The following is a 17,433-nucleotide window of genomic DNA, read 5'->3' as shown; positions in this document are numbered from 1 at the left end:
GCGTCGTCCCGCCCGCGCGCCAGGTCGCGGCTGCGGGCTCGCGGTGCCGGGGGTGCGCCGTGGATTTCGGCCTGATCGGCCGTTCGTCAGCCCCGGACGGGGCGATCTGCGGGATGGCGGGGAGCGCTGGCGATTGATGCGTACGCCGCCGGTGGGGGCGCAGCGAGGGGGGCGATGCTCAGTTGTCGGGAGCGCCCGCGCAGATCCAGTCGTTGATCGTCTTGATCTCGGCCTCGGGTAGAGACGCGCCTGGGGGCATCTTGCTTTCGTCAGGGTCGCACAGGCCGGTTTCCTTCAGCTTGTTCATGAGATAGCTGCTGCTCGGCATGAACGGTACGACGAGCGCCTGCTCGCGGGAGCACGAGCCGGCGTCCTGATGGACCATCGCGCCGACCGCCTCGCTCGGGCGGAGGTCGAGCCCGCCGGCCAGAAAGGCGGGGTTCCCGTGGCAGGTCGAGCAGCTCTTCTCGAGGATCGGGACCACATCGGCGAAGGTCGCGGTATCCGGGCCGCACGCGGGATCCATCGGAGGCGCGCCGCCGGTGCCGGCGGTGGTGGAGCCGCCACCCGCGCCGCCGGTGCCGGCGGTGGTGGAGGCGCCGCCTTCGCCGCCGCTGCCGGCGGTGGTGGAGCCGCCGCCTTCGCCGCCGGCGCCAGCGGTGGTGGAGCCGCCGCCCTCGCCGCCGGCGCCAGCGGTGGTGGAGGCGCCGCCTTCGCCGCCGGCGCCAGCGGTGGTGGAGCCGCCGCCTTCACCGCCGGCGCCAACGGTGGTGGAGCCGCCGCCCTCGCCGCCGGCGCCAACAGTGGTGGAGCCGCCGCCCGTGCCGGCCGTGGCGCTGCCACCGCCCTGGCTCGAGCTGCTGGCGCTGCCGGTCGTGGTGGCGGCGTCGCTATCGTCCGTGTCGCCGGCGCCAAGGACCCCGGGATCGATGTTGAACCCATTGCAGGCCGTGGCCGAGAGGCCGATGGCCAGGCACAAGACCAGTCGAAGCGGAGTGTTAAAGTAAAGCAAGGTACCTCTTCATGGTGATGGTCGCGCGACGTTCGTCGCGCGATCGATTCATGAACAGATTAGAAAGCACGGTGGCGCTCACGATGCAATGCGTGATGACGGGCGCGTTGAGCGTTTCATGTGATGATATCACTGCAATGCCATCACGACGCTGGACCTCGATGTTGGCCGCGGTCTCCTGCTATGGTGCGCGCACAGGTGATGTTGTCGTTCACCCGGAGAGGTTTCCGCATGAAGATGAGATATTGGAAATATCTATCGAGTTGCACTCCCACGTTCCTGGTTTCGTGTGCAGCGGGCAGCGCCACCCGCACGCCGGAATGGGACGAGCTGGCAAGGACGCCGGAAAAATCCTCACCTCACCTGGCGTTCTTGGCGCCTTGGCGGTTTTTTCTCCTGGAGCCGTTCCCAGGCAAGATCCCGGGCCAGCCTCTGTCGGACATGTCTCGTTCGCTCTGCGTCGCGAGCGACCTGATCTCGATTCGTGAGTGATTCTCGAATCAGCGCTGCTTTCTCACGAGAGCGGATTGCGTGGCGATCATCGACCCACCAGCGTGTGCAGCGTGGCTGTACGATGGGACGGCTGCCACGCTGCGCTCGGTTTTCGGATAGCGCTTCAGCTTTCCGGCCTCGGGACGCCCTGCTCGAGCGGCGGGCTCTGCACCGATTTCGGCGACCCCGAGCTCGGGATCTGCCTCTGATCGGGCCTGCCCCGTGATGGGCGGGAGCAGCAGGGCCGGCCGATCGGCCGCGCCGGCGGCCCCAGTGACCGTCTGGCCCTCGGGCTGGCGCATGTGGTAGTCCGTGCGGGTGACAGAGCCCGCGCATGATCCTGGCCGTGTTCCCACGCTCGTCGGTCGCTCGAGCTCCCATTTCACGCGCGTCACGCGCATCTTCGCCGCCGAGCTCGGGGTCGCCTGCGCCTTCGAGGTCGTCCCCGACCTGCGCTCGCTGGACACCGCGGACTACGCGGGCAACCCCGCGCTGCGCCTGCCGATCCTGCGGACGGGGGCGACCACGTGGCTCGGCTCGCTCAACATCTGCCGAGAGCTCGCGCGCCGGGCGCCGGTGCAGCGGCGCGTGGTCTGGCCCGAGCACCTCACCGAGGCGCTGACCGCGAACGCGCAGGAGCTCGTCGTGCAGGCCATGGCCACCGAGGTCACGCTGATCATGGGCCAGCTCGCGGGGACGCCGGAGGGCGACGCGCAGCTCACGAAGCTACAGAAGAGCCTGCTCAACATGCTGGCCTGGCTCGACGACAACCTCCAGGCGGTGCGCGCGGGGCTGCCCCAGGATCGCGACCTCAGCTACCTGGAGGTCTGCGCGTTCTGCCTCGTCACGCACCTCGAGTTCCGGAAGATGCTGCCGACGAGCGGCTACCGCGCCCTGACGTCCTTCTGCGACGAGTTCGGCCAGCGCGCCGCGGCCCAGGCGACGGCGTACCGCTTCGACGCGCCGTGAGCCCGCCAGGCCGGAGCGCGGTGTCGCTCCGCGCCGGCGAGCCCTGACGCTAGCGCCGCCTGATCGCGCCCGAGCGCTGACCGCCGCTGCCCGCAGACGCCGTGGCGCCGTCTCGGCCGGCGGCAGGCGCCGGATGGCCCTCCCTCGCCCGCGGCGCCCGTCTGGATGAGGAGGCGGCCCGCTCCGACGACGAGGGCGCCCGGAGCCCCGCGATGAACGTCGTCAGGAGGCGCTGCGCGCGCGCCGGGTCCGCGGGGGGTTGCTGCGCGGCAACCGAGATGGCCGTCACCAGCCCCACGATGTCGTCCACGGTGACGTCGCACCGTATCTCGCCTGCTGCCTGGGCGAGCGAGAGCAGGTGGGTGGCCGCCTCCGTCGCCGCGATGCACCCCGGCGAGCCGCACTGGAACACGACGCCGAGCGACGCCGCCAGACCCCGGTAGGTGCTCGCGTGCTCGACGAACGCCGCCATGAACTCCGCGAACCCGTCGCCCGGCGGCGCCGACGCCGCGAGCGCCCGCGTCTTCCGCGCGAGCGCGAGCAGGTGCTCCTCGACGGTCGCGGCGAGCAGCGCCTCGCGCGTCGGGAAGTGCCGGTAGAGCGTGCCGATCCCGACGCCGGCGCGCCGGGCGATGTCCTCCATCGACGCGTCGGCGCCGCGCTCCGAGAACACCTCGGCGGCGACGATGAGGAGCCGCTCGCGGTTGCGCCGCGCGTCCGCGCGGAGCGGGCGCGGCGCCTCGCTCCCGCCGGCGGGTGGGGGCTTCGGGGTCGATCGCTCAGGGGCCATTGCAAAACGGAGGATCCCTCCGTATGTTAACCGGAGCAACCCTCCGGTTAGGCCGGAGGCTCGTCGATGGAGAGGTCATGAGCGGAACGAGAGGATCGAAGAAAATTCGCGTCGGGATCATCGGGGCGAGCCCGGACAGGGGCTGGGCGGTGGCGACGCACCTGCCTGCGCTCGCGTCGCTCGACGCCTACGAGCTCACGGCGGTGAGCACCACGAGGCAAGCGAGCGCCGACGAGGCTGCGCGCCGCTTCGGGGCGCGCCACGCGTTCGACCGCGCCGAGCCGCTGATCGAGCACCCCGACGTGGATCTCGTCGTCGTCTCTGTCCGCACGCCCGAGCACGCGCGCCCCGTCCGCGCCGCCATCGCCGCGAAGAAAGACGTGTTCTGCGAGTGGCCGCTCGGGGTCTCGCTCGCCGAGGCCACCGAGCTCGCCGGGGCCGCCGAGGCCGCCGGCGTTCGCACGCTGATCGGGCTCCAGCGGCGGCTCGCGCCGAGCGTGCGTCACCTCCGCGATCTGATCGCCGAAGGATATGTGGGCAAGCTGCGCTCGGTGACGGTGCACGCCGCGATGCCGATGGCCGGCGCGCGGCGGACGCGCTCCGAGGCGTATGCGGCTGACGCGAAGAACGGCGCCGACGTGCTCACGATCGTCGCCGCGCACCTCCTCGACACGGTGGTCTCCGCGGTCGGCGAGCTAGAGAGCCTGTCCAGCCTCGTCACCCGCCAGTTCGACGTGACCACGGTGATCGAGACCGGTGAGGTCGTGCCGGTGACGGCGCCGGACCAGGCGCTCATCTCGGGGACGCTCGTGGGCGGAGCGGTCCTGTCGGCCCATTTCGAGACCGCAAAACGCAATGGTCCCGTCGTGAATTGCACCTTCACGGGCACCGAGGGCGATCTCGTCCTGTCCCACGACCTGAGCCTGTCGGGCGCCCGTGGCGATGGACAGCCGCTCCAGCCGCTCCCCACGCCCGAGCGCCTCTCCTGGATACCCCGATCCGCCCTGTCCGACGATGCAGTTCAGATAGCGCACGTCTATGCGGCCTTCGCGAGGGATCTCGCGGAGGGCACCTCGCTCGCGCCGACGTTCCGCGACGCATTGAAGCTCCATCGCCTGGTGGACACGATCGCCGAGGCCTCCGCCGCGGGGCGGCGCCTCCCCTGGAAGGGCTGAGCGCGCCTCGCCACGCCGCGGCCTCAAGGCCGCCAGGCGTACGGCGGTGCGACCGTCACCTCGGTCGCCGTCGAGACGCCTCTCCAGTCGTCGGGAACAAACCCGTAGAATGTGTTGCTCGACTTCGACGAAGCGACGAGCTCGACGTCTCCGAGCAGCTGTGCCGTTCCGGAGACGGACTGGTTATCGCCAAACCAGCCCAGCGGATAGAACGTGGTCTGCACGATCGCCGAGCCGCTCACGTCGAATCCGCGCGCCTGGATGCCCGAGCCGCCTTGCCCGACGAGGCTGAGCGCGCCGATACGGCCGCCGGAGATCGCGCCGTTGACGATCGTCGCATGATCCTCGACGCGGACATCGCCGCTCACCTCGCCGCCGAGGATCGTGGCGTAAGGGCCCACATGGACGCTCGACGGCGTGCCCGCGGGCGCGCAGCCGCCTCCGTTCGCGTGCCTCGCGGTGCCCGACGGACACGCCTCGAGCTGACCGCCCTGGAACCCGGCGGGCCACGCGCCGTCGATCTGCACCATGTACGGATAGCGATAGATCGACGGGTACGCCGGACCATCCGAGGGATTCGTCCAGACGAGCTTCTGGTACTCGGTCGGCGTCGCGACCACGACCAGATAGACGTTTTCGCCCGGGCTGATGCAGAGGTCCATCTCGCCGTCGCTCCCGCGCTGCAGCGGGCTGTAGCGCGGCGTGGTGAGCTCCGGGTCCGTCGCCACGAGGCCCCAGCGCCAGCCGGAGTCGGCGCCTGTCTGCGTCACACCCCGGAACGCGACCCGCACGCTGGTCGCGTCCGGTTGCGGGTGCAGGCGCACGACATTGTAACCCCAGCGCTGCGGCGCCCAGTGGTACGGCGACACGAAGCGGCGATCCTGTGCCCAGTCCGCGTCGAGCGCCTCGAGCCGCGTGAGCCGGAGCCGCCGATCGGTGCGACCGCGCGACGTCCGGTCGACCTCGATCGAGCCGTAAGCCCGGCGATATACGCTGGATGGATCGCCGCCGTCCGTCGGCGGCGGGTCCCTGTAATCCCAGGTGATGTTGTGCATCGCCCACTCGCCGAACAGGTCGTTGAGCTGCTCGATGTCCCAGCCCCGGCTCAGCATGAGCTTCTGCCACGGATCGCCCTGGCCGCTCGGCGCCTCGTGGGCCCACATGTCGTTGACGGCGCTGTAGCAGTGCTTGTCCTTCAGGAACTCGAAGAACTGCCAGTTGCAGTAACGGTCCCGCGTGTTGCCGTAGTAGAGGTGCGGCATGTTGGGCAGCATCTCCGAGCAGTGCACGTTGTCCCGCCAGATCTGGTGCGGCATCCAGTTCGCGTGGCTCTCGAAGATCCAGCAGCCGGTGCCGCCGCAATCCGGGAATGCCTGGGTCGTCGACTGCACGCCGTGCATGAACTCATGGGCGAGCCCCCACGGGTCGCGGGCGGCGCCGGGACCGATCCACATTCCCATGTAGCCGATGCCGTCACGGGTCCACCCGCCGCCCCAGAGCGGAAAGCTGTTGTCGAAGTGAACCGCGGCCTTCCACTTGCTCGCCGAGCCGCAGTACGGCTCGGGGAAGAAGATGGGGCTGCCGAAGTACGTGTCCCAGATGCTCTCGAGCGTGTCCGCGGCCTCCCGCGCCTGGCTCAGCGTGATCTCGGTGCCTTCGGGCCAGTAGAAGGCGAAGTGCGCGGACTCGTGGCGCAGCGGCGCGCCCGTCTCACCGCCGCCGCGCGGCGCCGTCCAGGTGCCCGCCGTGCAGCTCGCCCCCGTGGTCTCGCAGCTCGTCGCCCACGTCGTGCTCGTCGTGCCCTGCCGGCAGCCCTCGGGGTCGCCGCCGGCAGCGCCCGTCGACGTGCTCGTTTCCCGCGATCCACCGGCGCCGCCGGCGCCCCCGGTCACCCCCGCGCCGCCGGCGCCGCCGGTCCCCCCCGCGCCGGCGGCGCCTGCGGTCGCCTCCGTGCCGCCGCCGCTGGACGCCGAATCCGGAGCACGTTCCTCCGATGGAGCACCGCACGCCGCGAGGAGCCCGGCGATGGCGAGCGCCGAGCCCTTCACGAGCCGCTGCTCGAACAGCGCGCGAGCCGTGCGCCGATAGCCCGCTGGCGCAGGGAGCGTGCGCGTGGAGCTCCCACGCACGGCGTGGTTGCACATCGCCGGTGAGTCGTGAGCCTGGTTGAGCATGCCCTATTCTCGTTCGGCGCGCGCTCGCCAGGCAAAAGAAAACAAGGTGGGCCGCGGGGCACCAGCGCGTCGCGCGGCGACCGTCCAGCGGAGGCGGTGTCGGCCCGCCGGGCGCCGGGCCGTCGCCGGGCGGCGTGGAGGGCGAACATGGGCGGCGTATCGGACAAGGGCAAGGCAGTGGTCACCGGCGCGCCGGCGGGCATCGGAGCCGAGTACGCCCGGCAACTGCGCTGCCCGGGGCGGCGCGAACGGCCCTCTGGGGCAGCGCTCAGGGCGCGCTCCTCGCCCGCCTCCCGCCGGAGCACGCCGCGCGGGTCCGGATCCACCCGCGCGCGGCGAGGGCGATGTTCCCCTGCGGTGCAGCGCGCGCTGGAAGCGCCGGAGGCAGGGGATGCCGCGCGGCGGGAGGAGCTCGTCCGGTTGCTCGGCGTGCACAGAGGGAATATCTCCGCCGTGGCGAGCGAGATGGGCAAGGCGCGGATGCAGATCCAGCGCTGGCTGAAGCGGTATGGGGTCGACGCGGAGCGGTTCCGGAGATAGCCACGCTCCTGACCGGCGGAGCGCCGCGCGGCCGCGGGCTCACGGCCGTCTGCAATGCGGTGACGTTCTGCGGCGCGGGAGCGCCTGGTTCAATTTTCCCGGAATGGAAGAACTCGAAGCGGCTTGCGCCGAAGTTCTCCTGTCGATTAGGATCAACCTGTGAAGCGCGCGCCATCGTCGGCGACGCCAGCTCAAGAGGTACTCGGACATGCGTCGATTTCAGAATCACGTTCTCGTGGTCGCGTCGATCTCTCTGGGACTGCTCGCGGCCGAGCCAGCGCACGCGGCGTCCGTGGTGCCGGTGAACCGGGCAACGTGGGGAGCGAGCGGCGTACCGGACTACGTCAACATGCACATCTACGTCCCGGACCAGCTGGCGGAGAATCCACCCATCGTGGTGGCCTGCCACTCTTGCAGCACGCCGGTGAGTGGGTTCTTCAACAGCATCTCGGGTATCCGCGCGGGGGCCGACAAGAACGGCTTCATCATCATCCTTCCGGAGGCCATGGGCCGAAACTGCTGGGATGTGGGCACGACGAAATCCCTGACCCACGACGGCGGCGGTGACACGCAGGCCGTCGCTCAGATGGTGAAGTACACGCTCGAGAAGTACAGCGGCGACGCAGAGCGCGTCTACGTGATGGGTGGCTCATCCGGAGCGATGATGACTCAAGCCATGCTGGCGGTGTACCCGGACATCTTCAGGGCCGGCGCGGCGAGGGCGGGGGTGCCAGCTGGGTGCTGGGCGGACGGCTTCGACCCGAGCAACCAGTGGAGCGGCAACTGCGCGGGGGGCAGAACGAGCAAGACGGCCCAGCAATGGGGAGACCAGGTTCGTGCGATGTATCCTGGCTATACGGGACATCGACCGCGCCTTCAGATCTTCCACGGCACGGCAGATGCGACGATCAACTACAACAACCACGGCGAGGCGATCAAGGAATGGACGAACGTCCTGGAGCTGAGCGAGACCCCGACCTCGACCGACAGCACGACCACCGCGAACGGGACCACCTATGAGCGCAAGTTCTGGAGCAACGAGTGTGGTAACACGGTGTTCGAGGCCTGGTCAGGAAAGGACGGCGCGCACTCCATGGCGTACGAGCACGACGCCATCCTCGCGTTCTTCGGTCTCGACGAGGCCGGTGGTGTCGATCCAGAGACCGATTGTTCGGGCTCTGGCGGCAGCGGTGGCGCGGGCAGCACGGGCGGCTCGGGCGGCTCGGGCGGCGGCGCCGGGGGGGCTGAGAACGCCGGCGGCGCCGGACCCGCAGCGGGGAGCGGTGGCATCGCGGGTGACGGCGGAAGCGCCGGCGGCGGCGCAGCGGGCGGCAGCGCTCCAGCCGGCACCGCCGGCACCGCCGGCACCGCCGACCCCGGCGCGGACCCGGCTCCCGCATCTGAATCCGGCGGATGCGCCTGTGTCGTCGGCCATGCGAAGCCGAGGAGCTCCTACGCAGCGGCCGTCGCCGTGGGCCTCGCGCTGTTGACGTTCCGTCGCCGGCATCGAAACGCCAGGAGCTGACACGCTGTCTCGTCGGGGAGATCGGGCTACAACCCACCTCCGTGAACGGGCAGGATGCGTGAGGAAGGGCAGCGTTCACCTGCGCATGTGAGCGCGTTCACGTGCGCAGGTGACGTGCGTGGTTCAACGGCACAGCAGATGGTAGTCGGGGCAGCAATCCCCGTACAAGGTGCAAGAGTTGTCGCAGAAGCACACCGGGGCTGCACCGTTGGGCTGAGGGCCGGCTCCGCCGCAATAATTCCGGAGCCTGTCGCCGCAGGTGTAGACGTTGCTGCGCGCCTCGAAGCTCGTGGCCATGCACTCTCCGCCGCCCCAGAACGCGTTCGTGTGCACATGGAGCTTCGCGCGACAATCGGTCGGATTGCCTGGATTGACCCAGCCGGCGAACTCGCAGGCTCCGTTCCCGTTCCAGCGCACGTCGACGTTTACCCTCTCGTACCCCGAGGAGCACATCCCGCCGAACTCCGGGTAATGGTCCTCTTCCATGATGTTCCCGCCGTAATGAAGGCTGAAGCTCGCGTGCCGCCGCGGCGCGCCGACGGCGAGCGCCTCGGCGTCGCTCGCGACGGCCTCCTCGTCGCCGGCGCCGGCGAGCTCCTCGCGATCCTCGTCAAGGCCGCCCGTGTCCCCCGCGTCGACGGCGCACCCGAACCCGAACAGCGAAGCCACAACGACCGCACACGTATTACGGATCAACATAGTTTGCTCCTCGTAGAGAAGAAAAAGAGTCCGATGGTCAGCGCGACGGCATCGAGCGCTCTTCAGCGCCCCTGTTCATCGTGTCGTCGCGACGCAAAGCCGTTTCGCAAGGGCCGTGCCAGGCGAGAGATCGGCTGTTTCCCCGCGGTGCGCCGCGCGCGCTCCGAGAGCGCGGGGGCGCAGGGGCGGCCGCCTCCCGTCGCCCTCGGCGGGCGCGACGCCGCAGGGATGCCGGGACGCGCCGCTCGCCCTGGCCTCGTCCGGCGCATCGTCTCGTGGCCACCCCGCTCGTGGAGGTCCCACGCCGACGGGCCTGCCTGGGTGCAACCGGGTGCAACCGGGTGCAACACCGCCGTTCCCGCGCACCTCGCGCTCGGCGCCTGTTGCAGGCTGCCCTCGCGCGGTCGTGGGCTGTTTCGAGTGCCACGTCGCCGCGATGGCGCACGCCGCCCCGTCAGGACGACGGGGCGCGCGCTGGCCTGCGCGTGCGCTTCAGCGCAACCAGCCGCAGTCAGCCGCGACCTGCGTCACGCGCGTCCGTACCGTCGTTGTCCGTGCACCACGATGGCCCGCGCCTCGCGCTCGGCATCTTGCGCCTTGATGGCCTCGCGCTTGTCGTAGATCTTCTTTCCCCTCGCCAGCGCGATCTCGACCTTGGCCCGACCGCTCTTGAAGTAGAGCCGGGTAACGACAGCGGTCATCCCCTCGCGGGCGATCGAATGGTCGATGCGCTCGATCTCGCGCCGATGGAGGAGGAGCTTGCGCGCGCCCTTCGGCAAGTGGCCGAAGGCGGCGCTGGCCATCGCGGCGATGCTCACACCTTGCAAGAACACCTCGCCCCGAGAGACCGTGCAGAACGAGTCGGTCAAGTCGGCCTTGCCGGCGCGAAGCATCTTCACCTCGCTCCCCTTGAGGACGATCCCCGCCTCGAACCGGTCGCCGAGGTCGTAATCGAAGCCCGCGCGCTTGTTGCGCGCGATCAGCGTCTCGCCCGGCCTGGCCTTTTCCTTCGGCACGAGGGGGATCTTAGCACGACGCGCCCGTGCCCCTCGCCGCGCTCGCCGAACGTCGCGCGGGCGGCGTGCACGTCCACTCCCGTCGTTCGCTTCACCGGCGCTCGCCGTTCTGCCGTCTTGAATCGGCTCACGCCGCGCGGATGTCGCTCTGAAACGGGGAGATGTTCTCCGGAAACAGGAGCCACACGAAGAGGCAGCGCATCTCGAAGTATTCGTCGGCCGCGATCACCGCGAGCGTGGCGTCGAGCCGGTCGATGGCGTGCCCTTCCCAGACGAAGCCCGGCACGCCGCGCGCCCGGCTGACGAGCCCGCCGGTCTGCAGCTGATCGCGCGCGCGGAAGCAACGGGTGAGCGACATGTTGACCGCCGCCGTGAAGTCGGGCCGGGGCGCGATGCGCTCCGGCAACGCGACGCGGTCGAGGCCGGCCGACCAGCAAAGCCAGCAGAGGGCGGCCCACTCGGCTCGGGCCCTTCGCATCAGGAGAGAGACCGGCAGCGCTCCTGGGTCGAGCGTCTCGTCCACGGTGAGCTCGACGGTCTCCACGCCGTTCTCGGTCTCCTCGGTCAAGGTCGCCGCCGTCCGCGCGAGCTCCACCGGCCCGTCCGGCAGCACGTGCGACAGGTCGGGCGGGAGCCACGGACAGGGCTCCGTGCCCGGCAGGCTGCGCTGCACGGCCTCGCGCAGGCGCAGCAAGCGGGTAGCGTAGAGCTGGATCTTCTGCCGGACCTGATCGAGCGGCTGATCGAGCTCGACCGTGGCCGATGCGTCGGCCGGCAACGAATCGATGACCTGGCGTGCCGGCCAGAAAGCAAACTCCGGGAACAGCAGCCGCACGAAGGTCCTGAGGTGCTCGGCCATGGCGGCGGCCTCGGGCTCGATGCGGTCGGCGTCCTCGAGCACCCCGCGCGTGTCGCCGACCTGGAGCCGCAGGAGCGCGCGCGTGATGCAGGTCGAGCGGCGCTCGGGCTCGAGCAGCAGCGCCGCCTCGACGAGCGAGAGCGCGACGCGCCGCGAGCACGGCAAGGCGGCGGCGAGCGTGCGGTAGGCAGCGCTCGGCTCGGCGCCGAGGAGCAGCTCGTCCAGGGCGCCGAGCGCGGTCGCGTCGGGCGTCTCGAGCAGCGCTCGCCCGCGTCGCTCCGCGACCTCGGGTCGTGGCCGCAGCGTCGCGGCGTGCAGGAACTCGGCGAGCCTCTCGCGCTCGCCCCCGCGGACCGCCGCGCGGGCCGCGGCGCAGCAGGCTTCGCGCGCGCGGCCGCCCTGCAAGAGCTCTCGCGCGAGGGCCCAGACGCGCTCGGCGTCCCACGCCGCGAGATCTTCGGCGAGCGCGGGCGACGCGACGAGGCTGGCCTCGTCGAGGGCCGCGCCGAGCTCGCGTTGGACGACCGTCGCCCCGCCCGCGTCGAGCCCCGTGAACGCCCCGACGGGGTGACCGTGCGCGTACTGACCGCGCTCCTCGCGCACGCGCGGGTCGAGGTAAGGGCTCGCGTCCGGATCGGGAAACCAGCGGACGGACGGGCCGTGGAGGCGTCCCTCGGGATCGAGGTGCCGCTCCTCGGAAGGGCGGCCCTGCGCGCCGTACCGGAGCTCGCGATACCGCGCTCCAGCGCGAATTTCGATCTCCTGAGAGGGCTCGCCCTCGCGCGTGAAGTAGCGATGGAGGAGCGTGGCCGACGCTTCGTCCTCCTCGCGGACCAGCCAGCGTTGCGAGCCCTGCTCGTAGTCCGCCTCCTCGGCGACGCCGGCGGGTCTGTCGGGCCAGCGGGAGCCGTCCGCGGAGATCGGATTTCCGGCGCGGTCGTGAAAGACCTGCCGCACGATGCGCCCCTCCCGATACTGCGTTCGCAGCTCCCACGCGCCGGGCGGCACACAGCACGGCCGCAGCTTGAGCTCGCTCGGGGCGTCGCTGCCGTACACCACGACCTCGTCGTCGAGCTGGCCGTCCCGGTAGCGCCCGCGCTGCGCGGGTTGACCGTTCGGGTGGAACATGGTGAACGGCCCGTCCTTCACCCCGTCCGCGTAGCGGCAGCGCGAGAGCAATGAGCCGTCGCTCGCGCGGTACACGCGGCACTCGCCGGACGGACGGCCGTCGGCGTCGGTCTCCACGAGCTCGAACGTCCCGTGCTCGGGGTTGTACCTGGCTGCAGGCGGGACCGACGGAGGTCGCTCCGCGCCGTGGTGTGTCGTCGAGTCCACGCATCGCAGCCTATCGGGTTTCGCGCCGACAAGGCGGTTGTTCATGCTGGTTGCAAAGATCCATGAAGCGCAGCTTCGGGACGGGCACCCGGGCGAGCCGCGCGCGCGGCGGCCGTTGCGGGACGCCTCCTGCCTGACAGGGCCTCTGCGAGATCGCACAAGGACACGCCGGGCGCTCCCTCGTCAGGTACGCATCGACGTTTCGTCTCGGGGCCCTGCCGTGGCGATCGTACGACGGAGATCGATTGAGCTCTTCGCGCGGCTCGGCGTCCGACACGCCCTGGGCGCATCTCGTGGATTCGACAAGATGCTTCCAAACGTCTAGCCATCTCAGTCTTTCCATGATAACTCTGAAGCTTGCGTCCATCCGTCTTTGCTCCGCGTTGCACGGGTCGACCGAGCACCCGCGCCGCGTCCGTCGAGGGGCTTTCCCGGGCGTCCCGGCGGGTGAGCGGACCTTCGTCCTTCCGGAACGGAGTCGGTCTTCCGGACGCCCTGGGGGGTGGCATGCCAATTCATTGTTTCCGTCGACGTGCGGTGTTCAGGCTCGTGCCCAGCTGCGTGGTGGCCGCGCTTCTCGTCGTGAGCGCGTCCGCGGACGCCACGGCGCCTTCATTCACTCTCTTCGAGAGCGGGCAGGTCCGGCCGCTCGCGCTCTCCCCGGACGGTCGGCGGCTGTTCGCCGTGAACACACCCGACAACCGCCTCGAAGTGTACAGCGTCCGCCAGGGCCGCCTGGTCCACCTGACCTCCGTGCCTGTGGGGCTCGAGCCCGTCGCGCTGGCCGCACGCACCAACGATGAAGTGTGGGTCGTCAATCACCTCTCCGACAGCGTCAGCGTCGTGCGGCTCGGTCGCAACGGAGCGACCGGCCACGTGGACCGCACGCTGCTGGTCGGCGACGAGCCGCGCGACATCGTGTTCGCAGGGCCCGGGCGACGGCGCGCGTTCATCACTGCGGCGCACCGCGGCCAGAACGTCCCGTTCGATCCGCAGCTCACCACGCCGGGCGTCGGCCGCGCCGACGTCTGGGTGTTCGACGCCGGAGATCTCGGGCGCTCCCTGGGCGGCGACCCGCTCGCCGTCATCACGCTGTTCGCGGATACCCCCCGCGCGCTCGCTGTAAGCCCGGACGGCAGCCACGTCTATGCGGCCGCCTTTCACTCGGGCAACCGCACCACGAGCGTCTTCGAGACGATGGTCTCCGACGGCTTCGGGCCGGGCGGCCTCCCTCCGCCGAGCACGAATTTCGAGCATCAGCCCGCGCCGGAGGTCGGCATCATCGTCAAGTGGAGCGGCGCTCACTGGGGGGACACGGCAGGGCGCACCTGGGATGACGCCGTGAAGCTGTCGCTCCCCGACAAGGACGTCTTCGTCATCGACGCCATGGCGACCCGGCCCGCGCTGCGCCCGGGGTCCGCGGGGTTCTTCACGGGCGTCGGCACCGTCCTCTACAACATGGCGGTCAACCCGGTGAACGGGGCCATCTACGTCTCCAACACCGACGCGAACAACCTGGACCGCTTCGAGGGCCCGGGCACCTTTGCAGGGCGGACCGTGCGAGGTCACCTCCACGAGAGCCGGATCACCGTCATCGGCGCGAACGGCGTGACCCCGCGACACCTCAATCCCCATATCGACTACGCCGCGTGCTGCGCGGCCACCCCGAACCAGGAGAACGCCGCGAGCCTCGCGAGCCCCACGGGGATGGCGGTCTCCAGCAACGGCGAGACGCTCTACGTCGCCGCGCTCGGGTCGAGCAAGGTGGGCGTCTATCGGACCGCAGCGCTCGAGAGCATGACCGCGCCGACAGTGAGGTACCAGATCCCCGTGACCGGCGGGGGCCCCACGGGGCTCGTGCTCGACGAGCCCCGCCAGCAGCTATATGTCCTGACCCGCTTCGACAATGCCATTTCCATCGTCAGCACGGCTCGGCGCGCCGAGGTCGACAAGGTCTGGATGTTCAACCCCGAGCCGGAGAGCGTCGTCCGCGGTCGCCCGTTCCTCTACGACGCGTCGTTCTCATCGAGCCATGGCGACTCTTCCTGCGCGAGCTGCCATGTGTTCGGCGACCTCGACAGCCTGGCCTGGGATCTGGGCAACCCGGACGCTCCCGTGGTCGACCACCCGGGGCCGTTCGCTGATGATCCGCTCGTCAACCTGATCACCGGCGAGCCCATCACCCATCCGACGTTCCACCCCATGAAAGGCCCGATGACCACCCAGAGCCTGCGAGGGATGGCGAACCATGGCCCGATGCACTGGCGCGGGGACCGCACGGGCGGCAACGACGCGCCCTCCGCGCAGCCGGACAGCGGCAGCTTCGATGAGCGCGCGGCGTTCGAGAAGTTCCAGGGCGGCTTCACCGACCTCCTCGGGCGGCACGCTCCCATCCCCGACGCGGACATGGAGGCGTTCACGGACTTCGTCCTGCAGATCACGTATCCGCCGAACCCCATCCGCGCCCTCGACAACTCGCTGACCGCCGAGCAGCAGAGCGGCTTCGAGGCGTTTCAATCCACGCTGGATATCAACGGCAAGGCGTGCATCGGGTGCCATGTGCTCGACGCGGACGCCGGGCTCTTCGGCACGGCGGGGCTGTCCAATTTCGCTCTGGAGACGCAGCTCTTCAAGGTGCCCCAGCTCCGCAACGCCTACCAGAAGGTGGGGAAGTTCGGCTTCCCGGCGGCGTTCGGGTTCATCCCCGGCGACAACGGCTTCACCGGAGATCAGGTCCGCGGCTTCGGCTTCATCCATGACGGGAGCGTGGACACCATCTTTCGATTCCTCCACGCGCTCGGGTTCTCGACGCAGTTTCCGCCCGGGGAGATCCCGGACCCGCCGGAGGGGGAGGTGATCCGGCGCAACCTCGAGGCCTTCGTGCTGGCCTTCGACAGCAACCTGGCGCCGATCGTCGGCCAGCAGGTCACGCTGACCCAGACCAACGCCGCGGTGGCCGGGCCGCGCGTCGATCTCCTGATGTCGCGCGCCGACGCCGGCGAGTGCGATCTCGTGGTGAAGGGGCAGATCGCCGGTCGAGCGGTCAGCTATCTCTATGTTGGCGCGGACGAGCTCATGGCCGATCGCCAGGCGAGCCCGACCGTGTCCGGCGCCGCGCTCCGGGCGCGCGTCACGGGCGCCGCCGCCCGCCTGACCTATACCTGCGCGCCGCCGGGCTCCGGGGATCGCATCGCGATCGACCGCGACGCCGACGGCTTCCTCGACGGCGACGAGGAGGATGCGTGCAGCGATCCCGCGGATCCTGCCAGCACGCCGTGACAGGGCGGCATGCGCACCGGTCGAAGGCGTCGTGGGAAGTGTCCCTATCGCGGACGGCTGCGCCGTGCCTGACCCGAGCTGCAGCAGAGCGGGCGTCGTTCACGGCGCTCCGGCGTCCGGGGTGAACGGCGTCCGGCCGTACGCGCGCTCGCAGGGCTCGTAGCCCCGCCGGGCGTCTTCGTCGCTCTCGTCGAGGTAGGTTGGGCGCAATGCATGGGTGATGCAGTCGGTGGTGGCGGCGCGAAGGGCCGGCAGAAGAGCGTGGGCGAAGCGCCCCCCGGCGTTCTCGATACGGGGGTCCAAGTCGGCGATCCCATCAGCGACCGTTATCGGATTCTCCGGCGATTTGACCTCGCTCTCGCTCGTTCCGGGCGACTGAGCTCACCGGCGGCGACTCCGTTCACGGTCGGTCGAGCTCACCGCCGGCCGGAGCGCGGTTCGATCCGTGCTCTGCGCGCGCCGCGCTCGAGGTGATCAGTACCAGCTGCCCGCCGGCGTGTCGTTGTCGAGTAGCCGTCCGTCGACGGGGCACCCGTTGTCGTCGAGCGGCGGCCCGCACTTCCCCGTGTCCTCGACGCAGTTGACCGTCTCGCAGTCCGGACCCAGGACGCAGTCGCTCCCTTCCGGGAGCCGCGGCCCGCACGTGTCGGTCCCGAAGATGTCGCACCGGCCGCTGTCGCAGTCGACAAACGTCTGGCACGCTGCGCCGTCGGACGCCCACGGCGCGCAGGTGCCCACGTCGGCATCAGGGTCCGCTTTGACGCAATGCCAGTTCTCGCAGTCGTGCTCGACGGTGCACTCTCCTCCGAGCGGCACCTGCCCCTCGAACGCGTCGAGGAGGCAGCGCCAGTCGGCGTCGGTCGCGGCGCACCCGGCGCCGTTCAGCAGATCGACGCAGGCGCGCATCCTGTCGGGATGGTAGGCGAGGCGTCCCGCCTCGACGGAGGCGCGCAGGAGCGGCAGCGTGCCCGCCTGCTGGAGGGCGCTCGCGAGCTGCACGCAGGTCTCCTCCGTGTCGGCGAGGAAGGGGTTGTCGAGGGCAGCGGGAGAGCAGCACGAGTACGAGAGGTGGCAGTGGGTCTCGGACCACGCCTGGAAGTAGCCGTCGAGCGGGATCCCGCCCGTGCTCGCGCTGTCGTCTGGAGCGTCATCGCCGCCGCAGCCGAGGAGCACGCCGCCGAGCAAGGCGGCGGCGCCGCAGGCCATCTGCAAGGAGCTGCGCCGGATCGTCGTGATTGTCATCATGGAACGGAGCCTCGCCGTCGAACGCCGCCAAGGCAGCCGTGCCCCGCATCCCGCGGCTCGTGCACGGGCGCCTTGAGCGGCGGTGGTGTGTTGATGTGAAGCCGCCTCTCCTGCGAAGCGGAAAATTCGAAGAGCCGCGCGGTGTTGAGCGCCAGGCTCGTGCTGCAATAATCGAAGTCGCCTCCCGGCGCGTCGGCGATGCTCGAGGGAAGCACGAACTCGACGGCGTTGAGCTCGCCGCCTAACCTGTGCGCGACTCCAGTCGCCGGCATCGTCGAACTGAACAGAGGGTTGGTCGTGACGTGGTAGCGGCGGCCCGGCGA

General features: G+C 70.3%; 15 protein-coding genes. 6 read left to right on the top strand and 9 right to left on the bottom strand.

The genetic code is table 11. The features are described from left to right. Window positions 1-178: 178 nt before the first annotated feature. Window positions 179-1,012 (bottom strand): hypothetical protein, encoded by an 834-nt coding sequence (locus WMF36_RS26135; protein WP_437573479.1) that lies wholly within the window; start codon window positions 1,010-1,012, stop codon window positions 179-181. Window positions 1,013-1,023: 11 nt separating this feature from the next. On the opposite strand from WMF36_RS26135, the gene WMF36_RS26130 reads away from it, so the two are divergent. Both WMF36_RS26130 and WMF36_RS26125 read left to right on the top strand, forming a co-directional pair. Continuing rightward, the gene (locus WMF36_RS26130) at window positions 1,024-1,500 is read left to right on the top strand and encodes a hypothetical protein (RefSeq protein ID WP_437573478.1); all 477 of its coding nucleotides are present in this window, start codon (window positions 1,024-1,026) and stop codon (window positions 1,498-1,500) included. Window positions 1,501-1,816: 316 nt separating this feature from the next. Then, window positions 1,817-2,473: a glutathione S-transferase N-terminal domain-containing protein gene (locus WMF36_RS26125; protein WP_437573477.1), complete on the top strand. Its 657-nt coding sequence runs from the start codon at window positions 1,817-1,819 to the stop codon at window positions 2,471-2,473. Window positions 2,474-2,522: 49 nt separating this feature from the next. Here the strand turns inward: WMF36_RS26125 and WMF36_RS26120 are convergent, their stop codons facing one another. Then, window positions 2,523-3,263, bottom strand: a complete 741-nt coding sequence (locus WMF36_RS26120; protein WP_437573476.1) for a TetR/AcrR family transcriptional regulator — start codon at window positions 3,261-3,263, stop codon at window positions 2,523-2,525. A gap of 77 nt (window positions 3,264-3,340) precedes the next feature. On the opposite strand from WMF36_RS26120, the gene WMF36_RS26115 reads away from it, so the two are divergent. Then, on the top strand, window positions 3,341-4,438 hold the full coding sequence (locus WMF36_RS26115) for a Gfo/Idh/MocA family protein (protein ID WP_437573475.1): 1,098 nt from the start codon (window positions 3,341-3,343) through the stop codon (window positions 4,436-4,438). Between the two features lie 23 nt (window positions 4,439-4,461). Here the strand turns inward: WMF36_RS26115 and WMF36_RS26110 are convergent, their stop codons facing one another. Beyond that, window positions 4,462-6,612, bottom strand: coding sequence for a DUF6055 domain-containing protein (locus WMF36_RS26110; RefSeq protein ID WP_437573474.1), 2,151 nt, complete (start codon window positions 6,610-6,612; stop codon window positions 4,462-4,464). A gap of 357 nt (window positions 6,613-6,969) precedes the next feature. Between WMF36_RS26110 and WMF36_RS26105 the strand changes: the two genes are divergently transcribed. After that, entirely contained in the window at window positions 6,970-7,152 is a 183-nt protein-coding gene (locus WMF36_RS26105; RefSeq protein WP_437573473.1) for a hypothetical protein, read from the top strand. Window positions 7,153-7,387: 235 nt separating this feature from the next. Further along, a complete protein-coding gene (locus WMF36_RS26100; protein ID WP_437573472.1) occupies window positions 7,388-8,677 on the top strand; it encodes an extracellular catalytic domain type 1 short-chain-length polyhydroxyalkanoate depolymerase in 1,290 nt (429 codons plus the stop codon). 123 nt (window positions 8,678-8,800) lie between these two features. Here WMF36_RS26100 and WMF36_RS26095 read toward each other — a convergent pair whose 3' ends face one another. The 3 genes from WMF36_RS26095 to WMF36_RS26085 form a co-directional block, all read right to left on the bottom strand. Continuing rightward, the gene (locus tag WMF36_RS26095; RefSeq protein WP_437573471.1) at window positions 8,801-9,376 is read right to left on the bottom strand and encodes a hypothetical protein; all 576 of its coding nucleotides are present in this window, start codon (window positions 9,374-9,376) and stop codon (window positions 8,801-8,803) included. 527 nt (window positions 9,377-9,903) lie between these two features. After that, the gene (smpB, locus tag WMF36_RS26090) at window positions 9,904-10,392 is read right to left on the bottom strand and encodes an SsrA-binding protein SmpB (protein WP_437573470.1); all 489 of its coding nucleotides are present in this window, start codon (window positions 10,390-10,392) and stop codon (window positions 9,904-9,906) included. Between the two features lie 127 nt (window positions 10,393-10,519). Beyond that, window positions 10,520-12,586 (bottom strand): toxin-antitoxin system YwqK family antitoxin, encoded by a 2,067-nt coding sequence (locus tag WMF36_RS26085; RefSeq protein WP_437573469.1) that lies wholly within the window; start codon window positions 12,584-12,586, stop codon window positions 10,520-10,522. A gap of 507 nt (window positions 12,587-13,093) precedes the next feature. Here WMF36_RS26085 and WMF36_RS26080 point away from each other — a divergent pair. After that, window positions 13,094-15,865, top strand: a complete 2,772-nt coding sequence (locus WMF36_RS26080; RefSeq protein WP_437573468.1) for a YncE family protein — start codon at window positions 13,094-13,096, stop codon at window positions 15,863-15,865. A gap of 99 nt (window positions 15,866-15,964) precedes the next feature. Here WMF36_RS26080 and WMF36_RS26075 read toward each other — a convergent pair whose 3' ends face one another. From WMF36_RS26075 to WMF36_RS26065, 3 genes are all read right to left on the bottom strand, one after another. Beyond that, entirely contained in the window at window positions 15,965-16,168 is a 204-nt protein-coding gene (locus tag WMF36_RS26075) for a hypothetical protein (RefSeq protein WP_437573467.1), read from the bottom strand. 171 nt (window positions 16,169-16,339) lie between these two features. Beyond that, on the bottom strand, window positions 16,340-17,110 hold the full coding sequence (locus WMF36_RS26070) for a hypothetical protein (protein ID WP_437573466.1): 771 nt from the start codon (window positions 17,108-17,110) through the stop codon (window positions 16,340-16,342). After that, window positions 17,107-17,382 carry a hypothetical protein gene (locus WMF36_RS26065; protein WP_437573465.1) on the bottom strand — a complete coding sequence of 92 codons (276 nt, stop codon included), beginning with the start codon at window positions 17,380-17,382 and terminating at the stop codon, window positions 17,107-17,109. The genes WMF36_RS26070 and WMF36_RS26065 overlap by 4 nt, the downstream gene beginning before the upstream one ends. Window positions 17,383-17,433 lie beyond the last annotated feature (51 nt).

Source organism: Sorangium sp. So ce887 (genome assembly GCF_051521455.1).
Taxonomy (GTDB): domain Bacteria; phylum Myxococcota_A; class Polyangia; order Polyangiales; family Polyangiaceae; genus Sorangium.
This window is presented reverse-complemented; position numbering and strand designations above follow the sequence as displayed.